Genomic DNA, 19809 nt, shown 5'->3' on the forward strand with positions numbered 1-19809 from the left:
AGATGTCGATACGCAGCCGGATTTCCACTGCATATAGCGCTTTCGATTATTCATCGACCAAGCAATCGATCAATTTTGCGTACGGGCTTCCCGATCCGAAAATGTTCGAGAAACTGCGGTGGCCAGAGGCAATCTCGACACACACCGGTGTCAGCTTCTCCGATCTGCTGCAATACACCGATGGCAGCGGCCTCCCGCAATTGCGGGAGAAATTGGCCCACCAGCATGCAGTCGCGCGCGACAACGTCCTTATCACCAATGGCGCATCGCAGGCACTACAGCTGATCGCGGATGCAGTGCTCGACCCTGGCGATGTAGTGCTGACCGAAGACCCGTCGTATCTTGGCGCACTACGGATATTTTCGATTGCTGGTGCCACGATGGTTCAATTAGGTATGGATAAGGATGGTGTTGATCTCGGTCAACTGGAAGAGGCTTTGCGCACGACTGGGCGGGTCAGGCTGTTCTACACCGCGCCAGTTTTCCACAATCCGACCGGACGCCGTTTTTCAGTGCACCGTATGGGCCAAGTAGCAACCCTGCTGGCAAGGTATGGCGTGCTCATGGTGCAGGATCTCGTCTATGCAGATCTACCATATGACGACCCACAACCTGCAATCATTGCATCGGGAGAGCATGTGATCAATGTATACAGTATCTCAAAGATCGCCGGACCCGGGCTGCGGGTGGGCTGGGTTGTGGCGGAAGCGCAGATGATAGCGCAGTTGACGCGCCTTAAATGTGACGGCGGCGTCAGCCCCGTAGCGAGCAATGTCGCTCTTGCGTTGTTGGGGACACCGGAATTAAAGGTACATATTGCCGGACTTCGGCAACATTACCGTCACAAGCGAGACAGCATGCACGCCCTCCTGCAGAACTGTACGTTTTGCGAACCATCATACGAGGTGCCTCTGGGGGGATTTTCGTTCTGGGTACGGCTAGCTGGCGCTGTAGCCCCTGCAGCTTTGTTGGAGTCCGTCAGGCAGAAGTATGACGTGCATTTGGTAGAAGGATACCGTCATGGTCCTACTTCCCGGCAGCACGTCAGACTCTGCTTCAGCTATATGCCGATGGAAAAAGTGCAGTCTGGCCTGCGCGACATTGAGGCAGCCTATAAAGGCCTCTTGTAGGCCCGTGTAGCCAATTGAGCTATAATCGTGCCCGCGCTTGCGAATTGTAGTCTGGGAAAAACAAGGCGGCGTCCCCGGCGGGTCGGGAGGGGTCACGAATGCCGGGCGGCCATAACGACAGATCATGGGCCGATATCGGCCTTGGAGAAAGTGTACTCGCCGCCCTTGTAGACGACCGCCGGCGTGTCGTGGCCGCGGGGTGTTCCGACTCGACTCGCGTTCGCCAAACTCAAGCAGCGCTGGCTCGCGACATTCTACTCACCAGCTACTGCACCCACCAGCCGCGCAGCAGTGTAAGGCTCACCATGCCTGCAAGTGCGCAGTCGCCATGCTCGACATACTTCAGCCCGCCGCGATCCTGCTCGTAGATCGCGCCTACGACAGCAACGTCATTCGCCACCTGGCGGCGCAACCAGGCGCGTGAATACGCTTGCGTTGGCACAGTGCTGTCGGGTTTGTCGCATCCTCGACACGGTGTGTTCATCCGGTGCCCTGCCGCACTCCCAGCTAAGCTGCTGAATAGAATGCGAAACAGTTTGCCTGAGGCGCTTCCTGCGCGGTTGGCACGACTCTTGATGTTCTCGTTGTGCGGCGGCACACGCGCCGACCGGAAGCACTGATTGATCCTCGTATTTGATCTCTAGGAAAGGAGACCACAATGAAGACGGACATGTCAGCCTATGGCGTGAACGAACTGGCACCTGAAGAAGCATCTGCAATTTCGGGAGGGGTATTCTGGGCACTCGCTTTCGTGGTTTTCGGGGTCGTGGGCCTTGCAGCTGTAAGTATAGCGGCAAACGCGGTCGGTGGGCGTCGCTGATTATTCCTCGTATTTGATCTGTTGGAAAGGAGACCACAATGAAAACCGATATGTCAGCTTATGGCGTGAACGAACTGGCACCTGAAGAAGCATCTGCAATTTCGGGAGGGCTATTCTGGCAGATAGTTTGGTCAGCTTCTGCGCTACTCGCTTTTGCAGCTGCAACTATAGCGGAAGGGGCAGTACGCGGGAGGAACCGCGGTTAGAAAATGAGTGCGCAAGCTAGCTTTTCTTCATACTGAACACAGATCGGCAGTTCCCCTTCCTCCTGAAATTGCCCGCTACACTGTAGAGAGCATTCTCTCCCGACGATCAGGACGATCTTTGATCATCTATTGGATGATTGTGCTCTCTGTGGTTGCGACATTGGGGTCGCTACCACTCATCACCGTAACGGTCTCTGCCCAAAGTGCCGGTATCATTCGCCCCACGATCGAGAAGACGCCCCTGATCGCACCTGTCTCCGGACGAATTTCCCGTATCCTTGCCGTTGAGAACGATCCCGTTGCTCAGGGGCAGGAGATCCTCAGCCTCGATGATGAGGTGGTCGAGGAAAAGCTCCTGGCGCTTACTGGCGACATCCGCGCTAAAAGCGATCTTGCCCGTGACCTCGAAACCCTGATCTCCTCCGGCACACAGGCCAAGGACCCGATCCGCCTCCTGACCGAGTTCGCCACGGCGGAGCGGGCACATTTTCTCAACCTGCTGCGGGAGAACCAATATGCCCGCAGTAATGCGGCAGCGGAACTCGACCGCGCTAAGCAACTGCTCTCCGCTGCCGCAACGCCCGCAAAGGTGGTTGACGAGAAGGCTTTCGCCCTCCAGAGCATTGAGATTCAGGGCGAGATCCTCGCCCGGCGCAAATCCGCCGAATGGAACCAGCAGCTCTTCGATATTTGCCTACGCCTCAAGGAACTCACGGCCACCTTGCATCAGCTCGAGAACGAACGGGATCTGACCCGCATTCGAGCCCCCGTGTCAGGCGCTATTGAGGAATTCTCCGGCCTCACCCCCGGTAGCTACATCCAGGCGGGGCAAACCGTCGCTTGGGTCTCGCCGGACGGCGGACTGGTGGCGGAAATCTACGTTTCCCCCAACGACATCGGCTTCGTGCGGCCGGGCCAGTCGGTGCGGCTCCAAGTGGATGCCTTCAACTACAATCAATGGGGTGTCATTGATGCGACAGTGCTCGACGTGGCGCAGGACTTCACCCTCCATGACAGGAGCCCGGTCTTCAAGGTCCGCTGCGCGCTCTCTCGCAGCTATCTCGTTCTCAAGAACGGGGTCACCGGTCACCTGAAGAAAGGCATGACCGTGCGGGCCCGCTTCCTCGTGGCCGACCGCACTCTCCTGCAACTCCTCTACAATGAGATCGACGATTGGCTCGATCCGCTTCTGGCGGGCCGCTAATCCTTCATTTTTCCAACGCCAGCGAGCCGCCATGTCGAGCAAGGTCATCAAGTTCAAGCAGCGCGACATCACCGATTGCGGGGCCGCCAGCCTTGCCTCTGTCGCGGCCTTCTATGGCCACCAGCAGCCATTGTCGCGCATCCGCCAGTATGCCTCGACCGACCGCTCCGGGACCACCGTGCTGGGCCTCACCGAAGCGGCCCGGAAGCTGGGGTTCGTTGCCAAGGGGGTGAAGGGCGGCTTCGACAGCCTATACAAAATCCCCAAACCCGCTATTGCGCACGTCGTCGTCAAGGAGGTCCTTCACCACTTCGTCGTCATCCAGTCGATCGACGCGAGGTGGATCACCGTCATGGACCCAGCCTATGGCGAAATCCGCAAGATGCCACACGAGGAATTCAAGACGCAATGGACTGGCGTCCTGGTGCTCTTGGTTCCGGCAGACACCTTCAAGCGCGGCGAAGAGACCACCTCGCCCCTCGCCCGCCTCGCCAGTGTGCTTGCGCCACACAGGGCGGTGATGGCGCAGGCTCTCGTCGGGGCACTGGTGACGACAATCCTCGGCCTCTCGACGGCTATCTACGTCCAGAAGGTCGTCGATCATGTGATCACAGCGGGCAACCGCAACCTCCTCAACCTGATGAGCGTCGCTATGGTGCTGATCCTGGTGGCGCAGATCCTGATCAATCTCCTCAGAAACCGGCTCGTCCTGCAAACGGGGCAGAAGATCGATGTCTACTTGATCCTCGGCTACTACAATCACATCCTAAGCCTGCCCCAGAAATTCTTCGACAGCATGCGCATGGGCGAAATCGTCTCCCGCATGAACGACGCGGTGAAGATCAGGAGCTTCCTGAACGACGTGTCGATCAACATGTTCGTCGACGTGCTGGTGATACTGTTTTCGTTCGGGCTGATGTGCATCTACTCGTGGAAGATCGCCTTGGTCGTGGCGATCTCCATCCCGTTGTACCTCTTCGTCTATTGGACCATCAACCGGCTGAATAGGAAGCGCCAGCGCGCCATTATGGAGAATGCCGCCGATCTGGAGGCGCAACTGGTGGAATCACTTGGAGCTGTCTCCACGATCAAGACCTCCGGCATGGAGAGCTTCGCCAACTTCAAAATGGAGACCCGCTTCGTCAAGATGCTGCACTCCGTCTACAGCTCCGGCCTCATCTCGATCTTCGGAGATAATGCCTCGACTTTCGTCTCGACCATATTCACCATCGTGCTGATGTGGTTCGGAACGACGCTTGTCCTCGATCAGACCGTAACGCCCGGCGAATTGCTGTCCTGCTATACGTTGCTTGGCTATGTCACCCGACCGGTTGCCAGCCTGATCCAAACCAACCGGATCGTTCAGGATGCCTTTATCGCGGCGGATCGCCTGTTCGAGATCTTGGACCTGGAGTCGGCAAGCGGCGGAGGCATCGATGCCACCAAGTCCGACCTTGGCAATGTCTGTTTGGAAAACGTGACGTTCCGCCATGGAGCGCAGCCGCATCTTTTCGAGGATCTCAGCGTCACCTTCCGTCGGGGCGAGATGACGGCCGTCGTAGGGGAAAGTGGCTCCGGCAAGAGTACCCTTGCGGCGCTGCTGCAGAATGTCTACCCGCTTGAGGGTGGACGCATCCGGATCGGCCCCTATGCCCTCCAGGACCTCTCGACCGAATCGCTGCTCAAGGTTGTCGCAGCGGTACCGCAATCGATCGACGTGTTCTCGGGCTCGGTGATCGAGAACATCGCCCTTGGCGAGTTCGAGCCGGACATGGAGAAGATCCTGCAAATCTGCGATCAAATAGGGCTACGGGAGTTAGCTGAGCGCTGGCCCGGTGGCTTCCAGGCCTATCTTGGCGAGAACGGCCTACGCCTCTCCGGCGGCGAGAAGCAACGTCTTGCATTGGCTCGGGCTCTCTACCGGGATCCAGAGATCCTGATCCTCGACGAGGCGACCTCCTCTCTTGACTCGATCGCCGAAGCGTTTGTCCTGGGGGTCGTTGAAGATCTGCGTCGGGCCGGTAAGACCATCGTGGTCATCGCTCATCGACTCAGCACCATTCGTGGGGCCGACAAGATCGTGGTCTTGGAAAAGGGGCGGGTTGTTGCGGAGGGAAGGCATGCTGATCTGCTGACAGCTGAAGGCGCTTACGCTCGCCTGTGGCGGGCGCAAACCGGATCCTGCGCAGCAGTCGGTCGTTGAGGTCAGCTTTGCCGATCGTTGACATAGAGTCTTCCAGGACGATGTGGTGGGCGGGTCTAGAATGCGCTGAACCTGGCACGCTTTACGATCGGCAGCCCATTCTCTGTCTTACCGACAATTAGATGCGTGGCCCCAGGAGGCAAAGAGCCGTCGGGATTGGCCTCCACGGCTTCGCCCCGTTCGATCAAACCTCGTACGAACGCCGCTTTCTCGGCGTCGTCCGGGACGATTAGATCGGCCTCCCTTTTAGATGGCACCTTCGCTCTCTCAATCAACTTCCACTATCATATTGTCCAGCTTATCATTGGCATCTACAGCCGCAATCGAATAGCAGCCTGTCCAAGCGCGCGCCGCCGGGGGTCATCACCAGCCGATGTGACTTTAGGTTATGTCCGTGATCCAGCCGAGCCTCAGGCAAGACCACCTTGCCATAATCCACGCGACCTCGGCAAAACAGATCGTCGACGAACATCTGAGCCGCGGTCGCTGCGCCCAGAGGCTGTACCGATGACAAGTCGCCGGCCGCGCTTAATGCGACGAAATGGCAACTCTGAGATGGCGTCTTGACGAAGAGCACCCCGCTGATGCCGTAGTCGTCTGCGGGCAACGCTGTCTCGGCCAGGTCTTCCTGTGCGGCAGTGGGGGCAGCCACGGCAGCTCGCGCCGGCGGCACATAGGCAATACTCGCTGCGGAGTGCAGAGAGAGGATCAAACGACGCACGTAAATTGCCTTGATGATCGGCGGGTATCTGGCATCCACCGAGACAGCTGCGATCACCATATTCGCGGCCACTTGGGCGTACCAGTTGGACACCACCGGCGAAGCTTTGATCGCAGTTATGAGAATGCCAGCCAGATCGCTTGCAACTGATAGCAATTCAGCCTCCGTCGGCATCGCCGGATTTTGCGCCTTGGCGGAAAGAGCCGTACCGAGCGACTCGAAGAACGCGCCTGTAAAAACTCGCGAGAACGAGTGCGGCTCGGAGGAAAGGTGTGCTGCCGGAGCGGAATTGGGGAGCGTGCTCGGATCTTGGTACGCAAAGGAATTCACTGCGTTGCGCAGGCAGTCCGCATCTACAGCGTCCGGATGCCGCGCGCGGATGGCCGCTCCGAGCTGCTCAGCGAGGCGAGAAAGCCGTGAGTTCCTGTACAGGCGGCCGCCTGTATCCTCCAGTATGCTGGTGCGGAGCGACGGTAGCTGGATGGCCGACAAGATGGCGCTGATGTCCGCGAAAGATTCATGGAATGCCGCGACTTCCTGGCTGCCTACGTCCCACAACTCCGGCTTGAAGGAGTCCAACACCGCGTGTCCCATCTCGTGGCAAACCACATCGGGGCTCTCTCCCGAATAGACGGTGCCCGTTGGAGAGTGGCCGTGGAAGAAGTTAAGCGCCGTGCGATCATAATAGGCGTTGAGATCGACTCCTTCGTCGAGGATGACCTTCAGCGTCGCACCGACCTGCCACTTCGTCAGCGGAACGCGCGCCGACCAGAAGTCTGCGCCCCGTCGCAACGCTTCGGCTGCAGTCCAATACCTGAAATCGGCCGCTCCGGGAGGATATACGCTTGGCTTTGGAGCAGGCTTGGGAAACCCAAAGGCAAGAGGCTTCCTGGAAAGGTCTGGAATGGGTCGGCTAACCAGTACCCCCGTTCCAGGATCGTCCTCCCATACGGAAACCGAATTGCTTCCCTCCGGCTTGGCCGTCTTCATCGAACCTTTCGCCTTCGCCACTGCCTCCTCCTCTTTGGTTTCGATTGAATGGAACTTCGATCTGCTCGCCGCAGCGGTGGTAAATTGGTGCTGTCCGCCGTCGTGTGTCGGAGAGCCGTTCCACGTCGCAATTAGGAGGCAAAGCGGACACGCTCTGGCAGCAATTTGGCCACAAGACGCGATGGAGCATCAACCGTGCCGCGCCGCCTCGATCGGCGGCGAAGGCGACGTTGCGGAGCACTGTCAGCCAGAGCAGCAGGCGGGGTTCCTGGAAGATCACCGCGCGTTCGGCAGACCCCATGCACCGGTTTGCCGTCGATGGCGCCACGGCCGCTGTCGGCGGTCTCCAGTCCGACAAGAATGCGCGACAGCATGTTCTTGCCCGAGCCGCCGGCGCCGTGATGACCAGGCATTCGCCCGACCGGACGTCGAGGGGTAGCGGCGACGCATCGAAGGACTTTGTCTACACTAGCGGCACGGTGTGCTGGTCTCGCGGCTCGGCTACAATTTCTGGAACACGCCGCGCTACCGCATCGGTGCTCTTGTCGGCTACAATTTCTGGAGCAAGAGCTACGACGCCGTCGGTTGCGCGCAGCGGATTTGCGTACCAGCCATCCCAACCAACGTCGGTATCATCAGCCAGGACAACGATTGACATCGCTGCGACTCGGCCTGGCCGGCAGACGCAACTCACCGAACGACTCAGCCTCTCTGGCGACGTGGCGTTTCGGTTCACGCGGCTTGACGGCAAGGATCGCCACCATCTGCGCCCCGGGATCAACCCGCTTCCCGACGACGGCGACGGGCATGGCGTCCAGCTCGAGGCGGTCTTGAACTACAAGGTCACGAATTTGTTCAAGATCGGCCGCTGCTAATGCGCGGCATCTACTGGCACCGCGCATTTCGAGGAGACGCCGCTCGGGGGGAGGCCGAAGGAACTGCATTGGGAGGCTGAGCGGTATGGCGTGTCCGTGCAGGCAAGCCTCAAGTTCAACTGAGAAAGCACCGCCAGCACCAAGTTGCCGTTGGACAATCCACAGTGTTGTGAGAAGCCGCATGCTCATACTCTCCTCAACTGCACCAAGACGGCTGAGGCTCGCGAATGGGGACGGCAGCTGTGGCAGCTCGCACACGAGGCGTACGCCCTTAAAGCGCAATCACCGTAGTTGGATGGAGGAGGTCTAGCACGCGGTCGCGGCTGCCATTCCTTGCACAGATGGAACTGTTCGGGGCGTGGGCGGAGCAGCGGTCTCGGCCTATCGCGGTCGCACAGGGTGCGCTCGCCCTCACGGTCCGACTGAATGTCTGCCCCCGGCTGTATGGGCTCGATTTCCAGATTCGCGCGCGAAATCGGCGGGAGGCGGAACGCCCCGTTTAGCTGAAGTCGCCCTGGTCTTACCTTCTGCAACGGCCAACGCCGAGGTATCGTTCGCCCTGCAGAATGGCCCGGAGACCTGTCCGACCATAGGGCGCGCCGTTACGGGACAATCCGGTCGAGAAAAGAATCGAATGCAGCAGCAACAGAGCGAACAACAAATCGATGCTCCGGCCGCACGCGGATAAAGCCCTTCTCGATGTCCACTATCCCGTCTTCGGCCAGCATAGCCAAGCCTTTAGCTGAATCGAGCAAACGGATCGTATCAGATCCGTGGGCGGCACAGATTGCAGGCACATCGGCCTCGAGATCGCACATTAGTCGCTCAATGATTGCAGCGCGCACGCGGTCGTCGTCGCTAAGGCGGCAGCCCTTTGACGTCGCCAGACGGCCAGCTGCGACGTGTCCGATATAGGACTCCCGTGTAACCTCATTCTGGACGTACCCCTCGCCGACACGGCCGATAGCCGACGCGCCGAAACCGATCAGGGTTTTGCAGGTGTCGCCCGAGTAGCCCAGCGAGTTGCGCCGCAGGCGACCGGTTTTCTGGGCCAGCGCGAGCTCGTCATCCGGCAAGGCGAAATGGTCAAGCCCGATCTCTCGGTAGCCGGCGGCAATCAGCGTCACGGCCACGGCCGCCTCCTGTTCGGCGCGGGCAGCGCTGCCCGGAAGAGATGCGTCCTCGATGAGGCGCTGATTCTTTATGAAGGACGGAATGTGCGAGTAACCGAACACCGCGAGCCGGCTGGGGCGCATGGCGACCGCCGTCCTCGCGGTCTCGACGCAAGACTGCACCGTTTGATGCGGGAGACCGAAGATGAGGTCGAAGTTGATGCGGCTTATTCCGTTGCGACGCAGCATTTCGACGGCGGCCACCGTCTGTGCTTCACTCTGGACCCGGTTGATCGCTTTTTGAACAATGGGGTCGAAGCTCTGCACGCCGAGGCTCGCGCGGCTGACGCCGGCTGCTCCTAAGGCATCGGCCATCTCGGCCGTGAGCGTGCGTGGGTCAATCTCGACGGCGACCGTAGCTGTTTTCGTGAGCGCAAAGCGGTGGCGCAGGAATCCCATCAGAGCGAGGAAATCAGCTGGCCCGATGAGAGTCGGCGTTCCGCCGCCGAAATGAACGTCGCTCACAGGCAGCGCCTGCGGCGCTCGTTCTGAGACCAAACGGATCTCGTCAAGCAGCACCGCCAGATAGTTGTGGATCGGTGCATTATGGCGGGTGATGGTGGTGGGGAAGCCGCAATACCAGCACATTGATCGGCAGAACGGAACATGGAAATAGAGTGACACCGGATCGTCAGCCGGCAGGTTCCTGAGCCATTCCTCATAAGCCTCGGCTCCAACCGCCCCAGAGAACTCCGACACAGTCGGATAGATGGTGTACCAAGGCAGGCGGGCCTCGCGATATTTTGTCAGTGAGGTTTGCAACAGGTACCGTTCCTATGCTGATAACTGTCATCCCTACCACCGCGCTCGCCTGTGTCTTTGCGCTATGTCAGTCCGTTCCGTCTTCACAAAACCTGTATTTCGCAGCAATGTTTTAGCTGGATGATGATGGTATGAGCCCCTCGCCGTCAGCGATAAGCGCACCATCACCTTCCCACAGACACCGCCCCGCACACCGTTTGGTTCTATAAGCTTCCCTTCAGCCTATGAAGCACTTGTCGGAATCGATGTTGCGAAGCAGAGGAATGCCGTGGCGATTGCGGAAGCCGGCCGGGAAGGAGAGGTTCGCTACTTCGGTGAGGTCGATGCATCGGACACAAGCATGCGCCGCGTTATCCAACGGATCGCCGCCAAGTTCGATCGGATCTACCTCTGCTACGAGGTGGGCTCGCACCTGCGGCCCTATGCCGCCACGCTAACAGCAACACACGGCTGCGCAACTCGACCGGCCCCGACGATCGCCTGTTGCCCAATCCGCCCTCAGACGCGCAATTCTCAACCGAGGACTCGGGCGTCAGCCGGTGCCAAAGCTGGTCACAGCATTTGTCCGAGTCCGATTGACGACAATCTGTGTTCAGATCCAGACATCCCAGGGGTTAGGATCAAGCGGGCCAGGGGGCGACTCCTCCGATTTGTGGTCGCTGCTCACAACCGTTTGGTGGCACGCCAATTGCATATTCATAGCCATGATACGTGTTCCGACATGGCCCGTCGCGCAGTATTTAGCCCAGGAGTTCACATGACATTCGTCCGAACGCAATACAGGCTGCGCATCCCATGGGACGCCCCAGCTCGGTTGGATCTCGCTGCGATCGGCAGACAGGATTGCCATCCCGAAGACCGCTTTCAGCCTGTTGTCAGCTAGCTGCCATAAGGGTTCTCGTAAAACAAACATTCAGGAGAACTTATGACATAACACCAGATCCTCTTCAAATCCGTGATGATCCAAAAGGAAAACGAAACATGCCTACCTCAGAAAAAGACGCTGTGGGGCGCTCGAGGCTCCAGAAATTGCGGTCTCGCTGGCCACGAACGATCCTTGCTGCCACGGCGTTGGCCATTGTAATGACCGCTCCAGCTCCAGCCGTCACCCTAGACGTTGACAAGCACTACTCCGACCAAAGCTGGGGTGTTGAAAGCTGGAAAAGCTGGAGTTGTATACTTCGGCTCCTTTGCATTAGCGATCCACAGGTGAAATGATCGCTGTCGCAGGGGAAATGGGCAGCGCGGCACAAGACGGTCGTTCGCGTCGCTCAAATACATAAATAATTCCATGTTTCAGGCGCCGAGTTGCAGGCGGGCGACATGGTGGGGCGGCGAGGGACCTGTACCGCAGCAGCGTGGCCATGAGCAGCGACCCGTGCCATGCGCCACGCTGCAGGACCTCGATTTCGGACCAAGCCTCAAGTCAGCAACTCGCCTTGCTTCTCGGAAAGCATAAGGCTTTGTGGGGCGGATAAGCAGCGCGATATGGCCGCAGCGATCACGAAGCTTCATGATCTTTTCCCCTGTTCAGACGGTCAGGCTGCCTTCGCCGCCGGCTTGGCTGCCTTGACATGGGTTATACTGCGGCGACCTCGACGCCGACCGGAACGTCACCGTCAACCGTGGCGCGACGCACGACCCGGTGCTGGTCGCCATAGTCGTTAACCGCATGATGCTGGGTAGCACGGTTGTCCCAGATAGCGACGTCGCCTACTTGCCAGCGCCACCGCACGGTATTTTCCGGGGCAGTGACGTAGGACTGGAACACCTCGTAGAGTTTGGCGGAATCGCTCTTGGAAAAGCCTACTAGCCCGAAAAATTCTGGGTGGTTGGTGGATGTGGCGCAAGCCGTTGAAATGACGTAGGATTTGGTTGCTAAAGCCGATCCGAATCATTTCCCGGAGACCACACCCGCCAACCACCTTGAATTTTTCGGGTTAGGTAGCAAACGCCACTAGATCCCTGGAACGCCGTTCGAAAGGTAAACCTGAAGAAGGACCAATTTAGTTGCTGCCTTAGGGGCCGTTCGAAGTACCGGATTCTGCTCTACCCGGGAATGACCACAGCATTGAGGCCGGCAGCGCTATCTTTCGGGGTCCGAAAGATAACACGTGCTCTCCGAGATAAACGACGAAGCCGGCCCCGCGGTAACCCTTGCCTGGTCCATCCGACAGAAACCAATCAATGTGCCGGAAGTCATCGCGGCCGATTTTCGACGATGCCTTCATCTCGAAGAGGGCGATTAGCCGTCCAGGGGCTTCAACGAGTATGTCAATCTCGCGGATGCCGGAGCGCCAATGCCATAGCGACAACGATTGGACTGGAACGGCAATGACTTTTCTAGTTCGGTGAAGATGAACCTCTCGAACAAAGCGCCAAAGGCCGATGGATCGCCGTCGATGCCGAAACTGTCAGACCCCTCTCCTCGAAGCGCGGTGGCCAGTCCAGTGTCCATGAAGTGAAGCTTCGGCGCCTTGATCTCGCGTTTCGCCCTCGCCGAGGACCATGCGCCGAGACGCAAAACGATGCCAAGACGCGTGAGCGCGTCGAGGTAATCGCTCACAGCCTATGCCTGGTCGAGGAGATGCTGTTGGCCGCGGCAAACCGCCGGGTAGTCGCAAGTCGAGAATCGCCCGCACAGGGGACAACGATCGACCGAATTGGCATGTGCTGCAGCAAAAAGGAATGGGCCATGCACGAGCTTCCGATCCATTGACGGCTTACAACGGTTCGTGTCGATCTTTTCAGCCTTGCGAGTTCATTTGTCTGGACTGATTGGCAAGCTGGTGCACCTCGCCCCGACAGAGGTGTGGCCCTGCGCCCTTAGGATGACGCTTACTGACCGGGCCATGCATGCCGGCCTCGCTCGTGACCATCATGTCGCATCAGTGGGGCATCTCGCCTGACGCACCAGAGGCGCCACTGAATGATGTCTCAATGTCGAGGCTCCAACAAACAGAAGCTGTCGTCATTGAACGAAACTGTCGCTTATCGAACGGACGAACCATATTCGAGACGTTTGCTTTCGTTCTCAGCCCTGACCCTCAAGGCAAAAAAGAAGCAAGCGCTATCCAAGGTCCGCCGGCAAACTTGAGTGTCAGCGCGCAGCTACGTTGTCAGGATGGCACGTCACTTGCACGGTCAAATCTAGAAACCGTGACGGTCTGCTCACAACCAGCGGAGAAAACAACATGAAATAACAGCCTATTGCGCAAGGATATGGCTTCGATTCATCACATTTTTTCTTGAACCACCATCATGACAGGTGGGGAACACGGCGAAAAGCGCAGCTCGATCCGCACCGTTATCGATCCTGGGATCGTGGGACAGGGAAGGATTCGTGTTCGACGTCCTTCCCTTTTTAATCTTTGAACGGAGATCAAGAATGAACATTAGGAGCCTTCTCCTCGGCTCGGTTGGGGCCATGATCGCCGTTTCCGACGCTCGCGCCGACGCCATCGTCGTCGCCGAGCCAGAGGTCGCTGAATACATCAAGATCTGCGACGTCTACGGCTCGGGCTACTTCTACATCCCCGGCACCGAGACCTGCCTGCGCACCGGCGGCTATGTCCGTTACGACATCGGCCTCGGCGATGTCGGATCCTATGACCACGCAAGAACCTCGGCCGTCGGGGCCGGCGAGGATCAGGGCACATGGCAAAACAACACGCGCTTCACATTCCAAACTTGGACCGGCCAGGAGACCGAACTCGGCACGTTGAAGACCTATACCGAAACCCGCATGAACTTCGGTAACCACAACCCTTCGGGTCCGGACAATCCTCATGACCATGCCTTCAACGGAGGCATCACCTTGACTTACGCCTGGATTCAGCTCGGTGGCCTCCGAGTTGGCAAGGACTGGTCGGCCTTCGACATGTTTATTGGCTGCGCGGGCGACGTGTTCGATCAGATGCTTGTTCCGTACGGCGCCTTCGATACCAATGTGGTTCAGTACTATTTTGACGCGGGCAATGGCTTTTCGGCCGTGATTTCCCTCGAGGAAGGCTCGGGCGCGGTCGGCACCATCGACGGCTACGTTCCGCACGTAGTCGGCGGCGTGAAAAACACACAACACTGGGGCGCGATCACCGGCGTTGTCGCTTACGATAGCAACTACGACTCTGTGGCCAGCAAGGTCCGTGTCGACGTCAATGTCACCCACGAACTGTCGCTGTTCGGAATGTTCGGCTACGGCTCCAATGGCAAGCTCAACGATGACTCCACTAACGCAAGCGACGCTCATGGTCGCGGCTTCTACAAACATTGGGGCGGCAACTGGGCATTCTGGGCTGGCGCCAAATACAAATACAACGAGACAACTTCGTTCAACGTTCAGCTCTCGGGCGACCAACTCAAGAACTATGGTTTCGCTACGAACGTCGCCTATACGGTCGTTCCAGGTTTCACGATCACAGCCGAAGTCGACTTTGACCACTACGGCGACTTCCCCCTCGCGATGGTCGACCCTTCCAACGTGAACTGGACTAACGCCGACAAAAAGAACAGCGTCGGCGGCATCCTCCGTTTCGAACGCTCATTCTGACGGGATTGACCTTGCATCGCGGTGGCAATTGAGCGGACCAATCCCGCAACACTCTAAGAGAACAACGCATGGAAGCGCGGCGAGACTGGAAGCCTCGACCTCAGGCCGCTCCATGTTCGAGATCTGGTCCTCGACGATTGTGCAGGCCACATTCATCGCTCGGACGTTCACAGCCAGGGCACGCGTGAGCTTGTTTCGGTCGTGCAAGGAAGCATCAAGGTCCCCGTCGGCTCAGAGACAATGACATTGCACGCAGGCAAAGCTGCGGCATCGTTGCCAATCTAACCGCACTCCTATGCCGCGGACGATTAGCCTATTTCGTTTCGCTGGCAGTGCTCAAACTCGGAGACTCGTCCAGGATGATCGGCACCGGGTTGCCATGAGCGACTGCCCAGACAAAGTGGCGCCGAGCGCCTTGACGGGATGGGCGTTCAAACCGCCGATCCGGGCTTTGGTCGCGCGGTGACCGTCGATCACGGTGACCATTTCCGCAATCGCGCGACAGCGGTGTGAGAAGGCACTCGACGTGACCCATCGTGCCCATCGTTCCACACTGACAGGCGCGTTCGGCAGCCTACGCTTCCATTCCCAGGGCAGTAGTTCGTGCAGACGCGAGGCGGGAAGATCGGCTATGCGGGCCAGGACGTCGGCAAGCCAGGCTTTCGGGTCGACGTCGTTGAGGCCTGCCGTGGTGATGAGGGTATTCGAGCGCATCAAGCAGCATGGACAGCGCCTGCATCTGCAACGCGATGCCGAACGGCAACCTGGTTGTAGAATCCCCATGGCCTCGGGTGAGCAGCCCACACCGGATCGCAGACTGTTCTCTTCGAGCGTTCGTGAGACGCTTTGCAGACGGCGAGGATTGTCAGCTTCTCGAAAGCTTGCCCGAGTAGTTTTGAGCCTCAGGTGACCTATAAGCGTGAGACCAACTTGGACCTACCTAACTTCAATCCAACGGATCCGGCTTGGCGGGAGACGTTCGACGCCATGCAACGGCAGCAGGCGGCACACGCCGGGCACAATGGCTTTGAGCAGCACTTGCTGCGCGAGGCGCGCCGAGCCGATGCCGCGCCCGTCGCAGGGGTCCATGCGCCTCGGGACCGCTGTTATCCTCGTCTGTCTGATAAAGACCGGAGCCTCATCGACGCGGCGGTCAAAGCCGGGGTTGCGCGCCGGGATCTGAAAGGGCAAACGGCCAAGAGTTATGCAGCGACCCTTCGCAGATTAGCGGATGATCTCGGGTCGCAAGGCAAGACGCTTTCTGCGCTCGATCACCAATCCTTGATTGCTTACGCTAAAAGTTTCTTTGCCCATGACGGGACAATGGTGGCCGCGTTGACGGTGCTTCGTAAGCACCGCGACCCCGGCGCTCCTGCTGGCGGACGTCTGCGCAATGAACCCCCTGTGGAAGACAAGAACCTCATCGAGGGGGCTGTAAAGGCGGCGGCGGCGCGCCGGGGATGGCTACCGAGCACGGCCCGGCAGTGTGATAGGACTCTTCGCAGATTGGCGAAATCTCTCGGCCCTGGCCAAACGATTACTGCACTCGATCACAATTCCTTGGTCGCACATGTCAAGTCATTCGGGGACCGGGATAAGGAGGCAATGAGAGCCGCGCTGACGGTGCTTCGTGAATATCGTGAGCCCGGTACTTTAGCTGATCGCAGGCCTCCCCATAATGGTCCCTCCATGGAAGGCGGGCGCCTCATCGATGATGTGGCTCGTGTCGGCGGACGCCCAGAGACGACACCCGCCACCGGGTTGAATATCATTCGTGATTGCCGCAGCAGCATCTGGGAGGGTCCTTTCGGGGCGGACGGCTCTCGGCAGGCGGAGGAACAGGCCGTCCAGTCGCCAGTGCTGTCTGTCAATCCAGAGGAGCTTCGGCGACTGTTGGACGATCAACCCGACCGCTCGCGGTCAAGTTTCAATTCAGCGGAGCTTTGGGAGGGGGTGGATCAAGCTGGTCAGCTGCCAGCCGACAGTTGGGGCACGGCGAACTTTTGGCAAGGTGTGCCCTCACCTCCCTATTCGCCGGCAGGCGCTGTTGATCAGCCAAGCCCAGCCGTCCCCTCGCCGGGGCTGGCTGTCAATCCAGAGGAGGTTCTGCGGGGGGCGGATCAGCCGGAGCAGTTGAGACCAGCGAAGAGGCAGAGGACGCTGAGCAATCCCCAAGGGGATGCCATTGAGCGGCAACTGAGCGCGATCGGCAATTCAGGCGGTCGCGTGCTGCAGGCCCCTATCCATCAACTGGCTTCGTCGTCAAGGGAAGCGCAGCCCATAATGCAGGGGAGCGGGCAAGATTACATACCAGCGCCGCACACCGGAGGTGGTGGGGCGATCTTAGGCGCCTCGGCGCTGCAGCCGGATCGTTCAACAACGGTTTGCGTAGGTGGCGACAAGCGTCCTCTTTATTCCGAAGATGCGTCCCTCATGGAGGGTCTCAGGGCGGCACTCATCGCCCGTGGGGCCAAGGACAGCACCGTCACGCTCCATGTGAATTGTCTTCTCAACTTCAGCCGTTGGCTCGTTGAAAACGACAAGCAGGGCATTGCTCCTCGGCTTCAGGACAAGTCGCTGGACGACGACGTCAAGGAGCTCGAAAGAAACGGGGGGTCGTCGTCCATCGTTCCGGCTCTCAAGTATCTGAAGACATACCAGGCGGGCGCACTCGCGCCAACGATAGGACGTACTGTCCCGACTCCTTATCCCGACGACGCGGCCCTCATCAAAGAGTACAAATCAGCAGCGCCTTCGAGCGGGCTCAGTCCATATACCGCCATGAACTACGCAAGTGCCCTTAGCAGTTTCGGTCACTACCTGCGTCAAAACAACATGCCGGGCATTGCTGCTCGGCTTCATGACAAGTCGCTGGATGAAGATGTCATTCGCTATCCCAGTACCGACAAACGGGCCGGAATCGCACTGGCTCACCTTCGCAAGTCACTGCCGCGCAGCGAAGCGTTGGAACCTGAGCGCCAGATTGCCACCGTGCCGCGCGCTGTCGGATCTCCAGTGGCCCTCCCCGGGGAAGGTTACGATCAGGATCAACTTTGGGAGATGCTGGAAGAAGCTGGCCTACCGTCTTCCCTCGCGCCAACCGCGCGCCATTCCCAGGCCCCGGATTTCGGAGAGGCCGTTCGTCACTTGAACTGGCGCCACGCCCACCAGCGCGCGCCAGACGAGTTGATCGCTGCGCTGGACAGGAGCAACCTCATGCCGAACCAGGAGGTTCAACTGACCAGCTTTTTGATTGATGGCGAGCGCTACACGGCGGGTTGGTTGCCGCTAGGGGGTAGGCCGAGAACCCCACTCAATCCGCGAGGCGTTGCCATTCGCCTCAGATATCGACCGGAAGCCGCTCCGCTGCCCAACTCGCAGCCGGGGAATCCCACCTGGCCACAGCTGTTCGACCGGACGATGGAGCCACCCAGGGCGGTTTCCGCAAGGGCTGAGGGGGCGGCAGGACTGAATGACGTTCAGCTCGTCCATCACGCTGAAGTTGGACCGATGAGTGAAGCTGCGTCAGCGGCCACGCCGAGGGCTCCGTCGGACATCTACGGCGGCCTGGACTCTCTGGTTCATTTGCCGGTCACTCCGCAGGAGCTGCGGGATGATGCCCACTATGCGCCGGGGCTCCCGCGCCTACCATCCGACGTTCAGCTCGTCCATCACGCCGAAGTCAGGCCGATGAGTGAAGCTGCGTCCGTGGCCACGCCGAGGGCTCAATCGGACATCTACGGCGGCCTTGACTCTCTGGTTCATTTGCCGGTCACTCCGCAGGAGCTGCGGGATGATGCCCACTATGCGCCGGCGCTCCCGCGCCTACCATCCGACGTTCAGCTCGTCCATCACGCCGAAGTCGGGCCGATGAGTGAAGCTGCGTCAGCGGCCACGCCGAGGGCTCAGTCGGACATCTACGGCGGCCTGGACTCTCTGGTTCATTTGCCGGTCACTCCGCAGGAGCTGCGGGATGATGCCCACTATGCGCCGGGGCTCCCGCGCCCACCATCCGACGTTCAGCTCGTCCATGGGCCGATGAGTGAAGCTGCGTCAGCGGCAACGCCGAGGGCTCCGTCGGACATCTACGGCGGCCTTGACTCGCTGGTTCATTTGCCGGTCACTCCGCAGGAGCTGCGGGATGACGCTCATTATGCGCCGGAGCTCCCGCCCCTACCATCCGACGTTCAGCTCGTCCATCACGCCGAAGTCGGGCCGATGAGTGAAGCTGCGTCAGTGGCAACGCCAAGGGCTCAATCGGACATCTACGGCGGCCTTGACTCGCTGGTTCATTTGCCGGTCACTCCGCAGGAGCTGCGGGATGATGCTCATTATGCGCCGGAGCTCCCGCGCCCACCGTCCGACGCTCAGGTCGGAGCTTTGCATCCGACAGCCTCGCTCCATGATGGCGGCTGGCTGGAGCTCGGCGCCAGTGAGTGGCTGGCCGACAAGCATATCTTGGCGGATTACGCGCTCCTGGCACAGGATCTGCAGAGGGACAATCCTGATCTCGCCGCGCGGACGCGGCTCGTGGATCCCCTCGTAGCCCTTTATCATCTGCGCTTGGGCGCCGAGATCCTCGCGCTACGCGCATTCCAGCGCATAGTCCATGATCAGAATGGTGACGATACAGCTGACTTCCTGTTTGTGCCAGTAAGCAATGCCCAACCTGATCGCCCCGGCGACCACTGGTCGCTGTTGCTCGTCGACCGCCGTGTGCGGGAAAGCCCTGTCGCCTATCACTACGACTCCGCCCGCGGCTACAATGACCAGCCCGCAGCAGAGTTCGCAGCAAGGCTGGGTGCTCGCCTCGAGCCAGCCCGCATGGCCCAGCAGCCGAACAGCTATGATTGCGGCGTCTTTATGGTCGACGGCACGCGGGCTCTGGTTAGACGATTGGCGCAAGGATACCAGCCAGCCGTGCTGCACCTCGACAATCTCGTCGCCGACCGGCAGGCACTCCAGAACCGACTCAGGGGCTGACGTCGGTTTCTGCCCATGGATATGGCCGGAGGAAGCGACCAGTTATCGAAAGCCGACGGGGTCAGACATGCTGGCACGGCCGATGGCCGCAGGCATCTCTGGGAGATCGCGGCGTAGTCGTCTTATGTCGAATTGGGTGAACGGCACCAAAGGCCCCAAGCTGTGGGATATTTGACAATGTCCGACATGGGACA

The 19809-nt window shown here is 59.4% G+C and carries 13 protein-coding genes and 4 pseudogenes; 10 read left to right on the forward strand and 7 right to left on the reverse strand.

Annotated features, from left to right (window positions below):
* Positions 1–2: 2 nt before the first annotated feature.
* Positions 3–1130, forward strand: a complete 1128-nt coding sequence (locus tag A6B35_RS30715; RefSeq protein ID WP_006205489.1) for an aminotransferase-like domain-containing protein — start codon at positions 3–5, stop codon at positions 1128–1130.
* Positions 1131–1395: 265 nt separating this feature from the next.
* Here A6B35_RS30715 and A6B35_RS35840 read toward each other — a convergent pair whose 3' ends face one another.
* A complete protein-coding gene (locus A6B35_RS35840; protein WP_006205487.1) occupies positions 1396–1572 on the reverse strand; it encodes a hypothetical protein in 177 nt (58 codons plus the stop codon).
* Positions 1573–1788: 216 nt separating this feature from the next.
* On the opposite strand from A6B35_RS35840, the gene A6B35_RS35845 reads away from it, so the two are divergent.
* The 4 genes from A6B35_RS35845 (at position 1789) to A6B35_RS30725 (ending at position 5563) form a co-directional block, all read left to right on the forward strand.
* The gene (locus tag A6B35_RS35845; protein ID WP_156788635.1) at positions 1789–1950 is read left to right on the forward strand and encodes a hypothetical protein; all 162 of its coding nucleotides are present in this window, start codon (positions 1789–1791) and stop codon (positions 1948–1950) included.
* A 38-nt stretch (positions 1951–1988) separates the two neighbouring features.
* Positions 1989–2156 (forward strand): hypothetical protein, encoded by a 168-nt coding sequence (locus tag A6B35_RS35850; RefSeq protein WP_156788636.1) that lies wholly within the window; start codon positions 1989–1991, stop codon positions 2154–2156.
* Positions 2157–2274: 118 nt separating this feature from the next.
* Positions 2275–3360, forward strand: a complete 1086-nt coding sequence (locus tag A6B35_RS30720; RefSeq protein WP_006205486.1) for an HlyD family secretion protein — start codon at positions 2275–2277, stop codon at positions 3358–3360.
* A 31-nt stretch (positions 3361–3391) separates the two neighbouring features.
* Positions 3392–5563 carry a peptidase domain-containing ABC transporter gene (locus tag A6B35_RS30725; RefSeq protein ID WP_006205484.1) on the forward strand — a complete coding sequence of 724 codons (2172 nt, stop codon included), beginning with the start codon at positions 3392–3394 and terminating at the stop codon, positions 5561–5563.
* A 301-nt stretch (positions 5564–5864) separates the two neighbouring features.
* Here A6B35_RS30725 and A6B35_RS30735 read toward each other — a convergent pair whose 3' ends face one another.
* Positions 5865–7295, reverse strand: a complete 1431-nt coding sequence (locus A6B35_RS30735; protein WP_156788637.1) for a gluzincin family metallopeptidase — start codon at positions 7293–7295, stop codon at positions 5865–5867.
* 199 nt (positions 7296–7494) lie between these two features.
* Positions 7495–7713, reverse strand: a pseudogene (locus A6B35_RS36845) (ATP-binding cassette domain-containing protein); the annotation flags it as partial.
* Positions 7714–7755: 42 nt separating this feature from the next.
* On the opposite strand from A6B35_RS36845, the gene A6B35_RS35855 reads away from it, so the two are divergent.
* Positions 7756–7929 carry a hypothetical protein gene (locus A6B35_RS35855; RefSeq protein WP_006205481.1) on the forward strand — a complete coding sequence of 58 codons (174 nt, stop codon included), beginning with the start codon at positions 7756–7758 and terminating at the stop codon, positions 7927–7929.
* Positions 7930–7993: 64 nt separating this feature from the next.
* Positions 7994–8149, forward strand: coding sequence for a hypothetical protein (locus A6B35_RS35860; protein ID WP_006205480.1), 156 nt, complete (start codon positions 7994–7996; stop codon positions 8147–8149).
* Positions 8150–8751: 602 nt separating this feature from the next.
* Here the strand turns inward: A6B35_RS35860 and hemN are convergent.
* Positions 8752–10083 (reverse strand): oxygen-independent coproporphyrinogen III oxidase, encoded by a 1332-nt coding sequence (gene hemN, locus A6B35_RS30740; RefSeq protein WP_065518348.1) that lies wholly within the window; start codon positions 10081–10083, stop codon positions 8752–8754.
* A 205-nt stretch (positions 10084–10288) separates the two neighbouring features.
* Between hemN and A6B35_RS36850 the strand changes: the two are divergent.
* A pseudogene (locus A6B35_RS36850) lies at positions 10289–10489 on the forward strand (IS110 family transposase); the annotation flags it as partial.
* A gap of 1132 nt (positions 10490–11621) precedes the next feature.
* Here the strand turns inward: A6B35_RS36850 and A6B35_RS30745 are convergent.
* A pseudogene (locus A6B35_RS30745) lies at positions 11622–11896 on the reverse strand (TauD/TfdA dioxygenase family protein); the annotation flags it as partial.
* 432 nt (positions 11897–12328) lie between these two features.
* On the reverse strand, positions 12329–12649 hold the full coding sequence (locus tag A6B35_RS30750; protein WP_006206534.1) for a DUF4143 domain-containing protein: 321 nt from the start codon (positions 12647–12649) through the stop codon (positions 12329–12331).
* Between the two features lie 822 nt (positions 12650–13471).
* Here A6B35_RS30750 and A6B35_RS30755 point away from each other — a divergent pair.
* Positions 13472–14632: a porin gene (locus tag A6B35_RS30755; protein ID WP_006206535.1), complete on the forward strand. Its 1161-nt coding sequence runs from the start codon at positions 13472–13474 to the stop codon at positions 14630–14632.
* A 576-nt stretch (positions 14633–15208) separates the two neighbouring features.
* On the opposite strand, the pseudogene A6B35_RS34900 reads toward A6B35_RS30755, so the two are convergent.
* Positions 15209–15334 (reverse strand): annotated as a pseudogene (locus A6B35_RS34900) (transposase domain-containing protein); the annotation flags it as partial.
* Positions 15335–15538: 204 nt separating this feature from the next.
* On the opposite strand from A6B35_RS34900, the gene A6B35_RS36855 reads away from it, so the two are divergent.
* Positions 15539–19615, forward strand: coding sequence for a Ulp1 family isopeptidase (locus A6B35_RS36855; RefSeq protein ID WP_244897185.1), 4077 nt, complete (start codon positions 15539–15541; stop codon positions 19613–19615).
* Positions 19616–19809: the final 194 nt, after the last annotated feature.

This window comes from Mesorhizobium amorphae CCNWGS0123 (assembly GCF_001686985.1).
Taxonomy (GTDB): Bacteria; Pseudomonadota; Alphaproteobacteria; order Rhizobiales; family Rhizobiaceae; genus Mesorhizobium; species Mesorhizobium amorphae.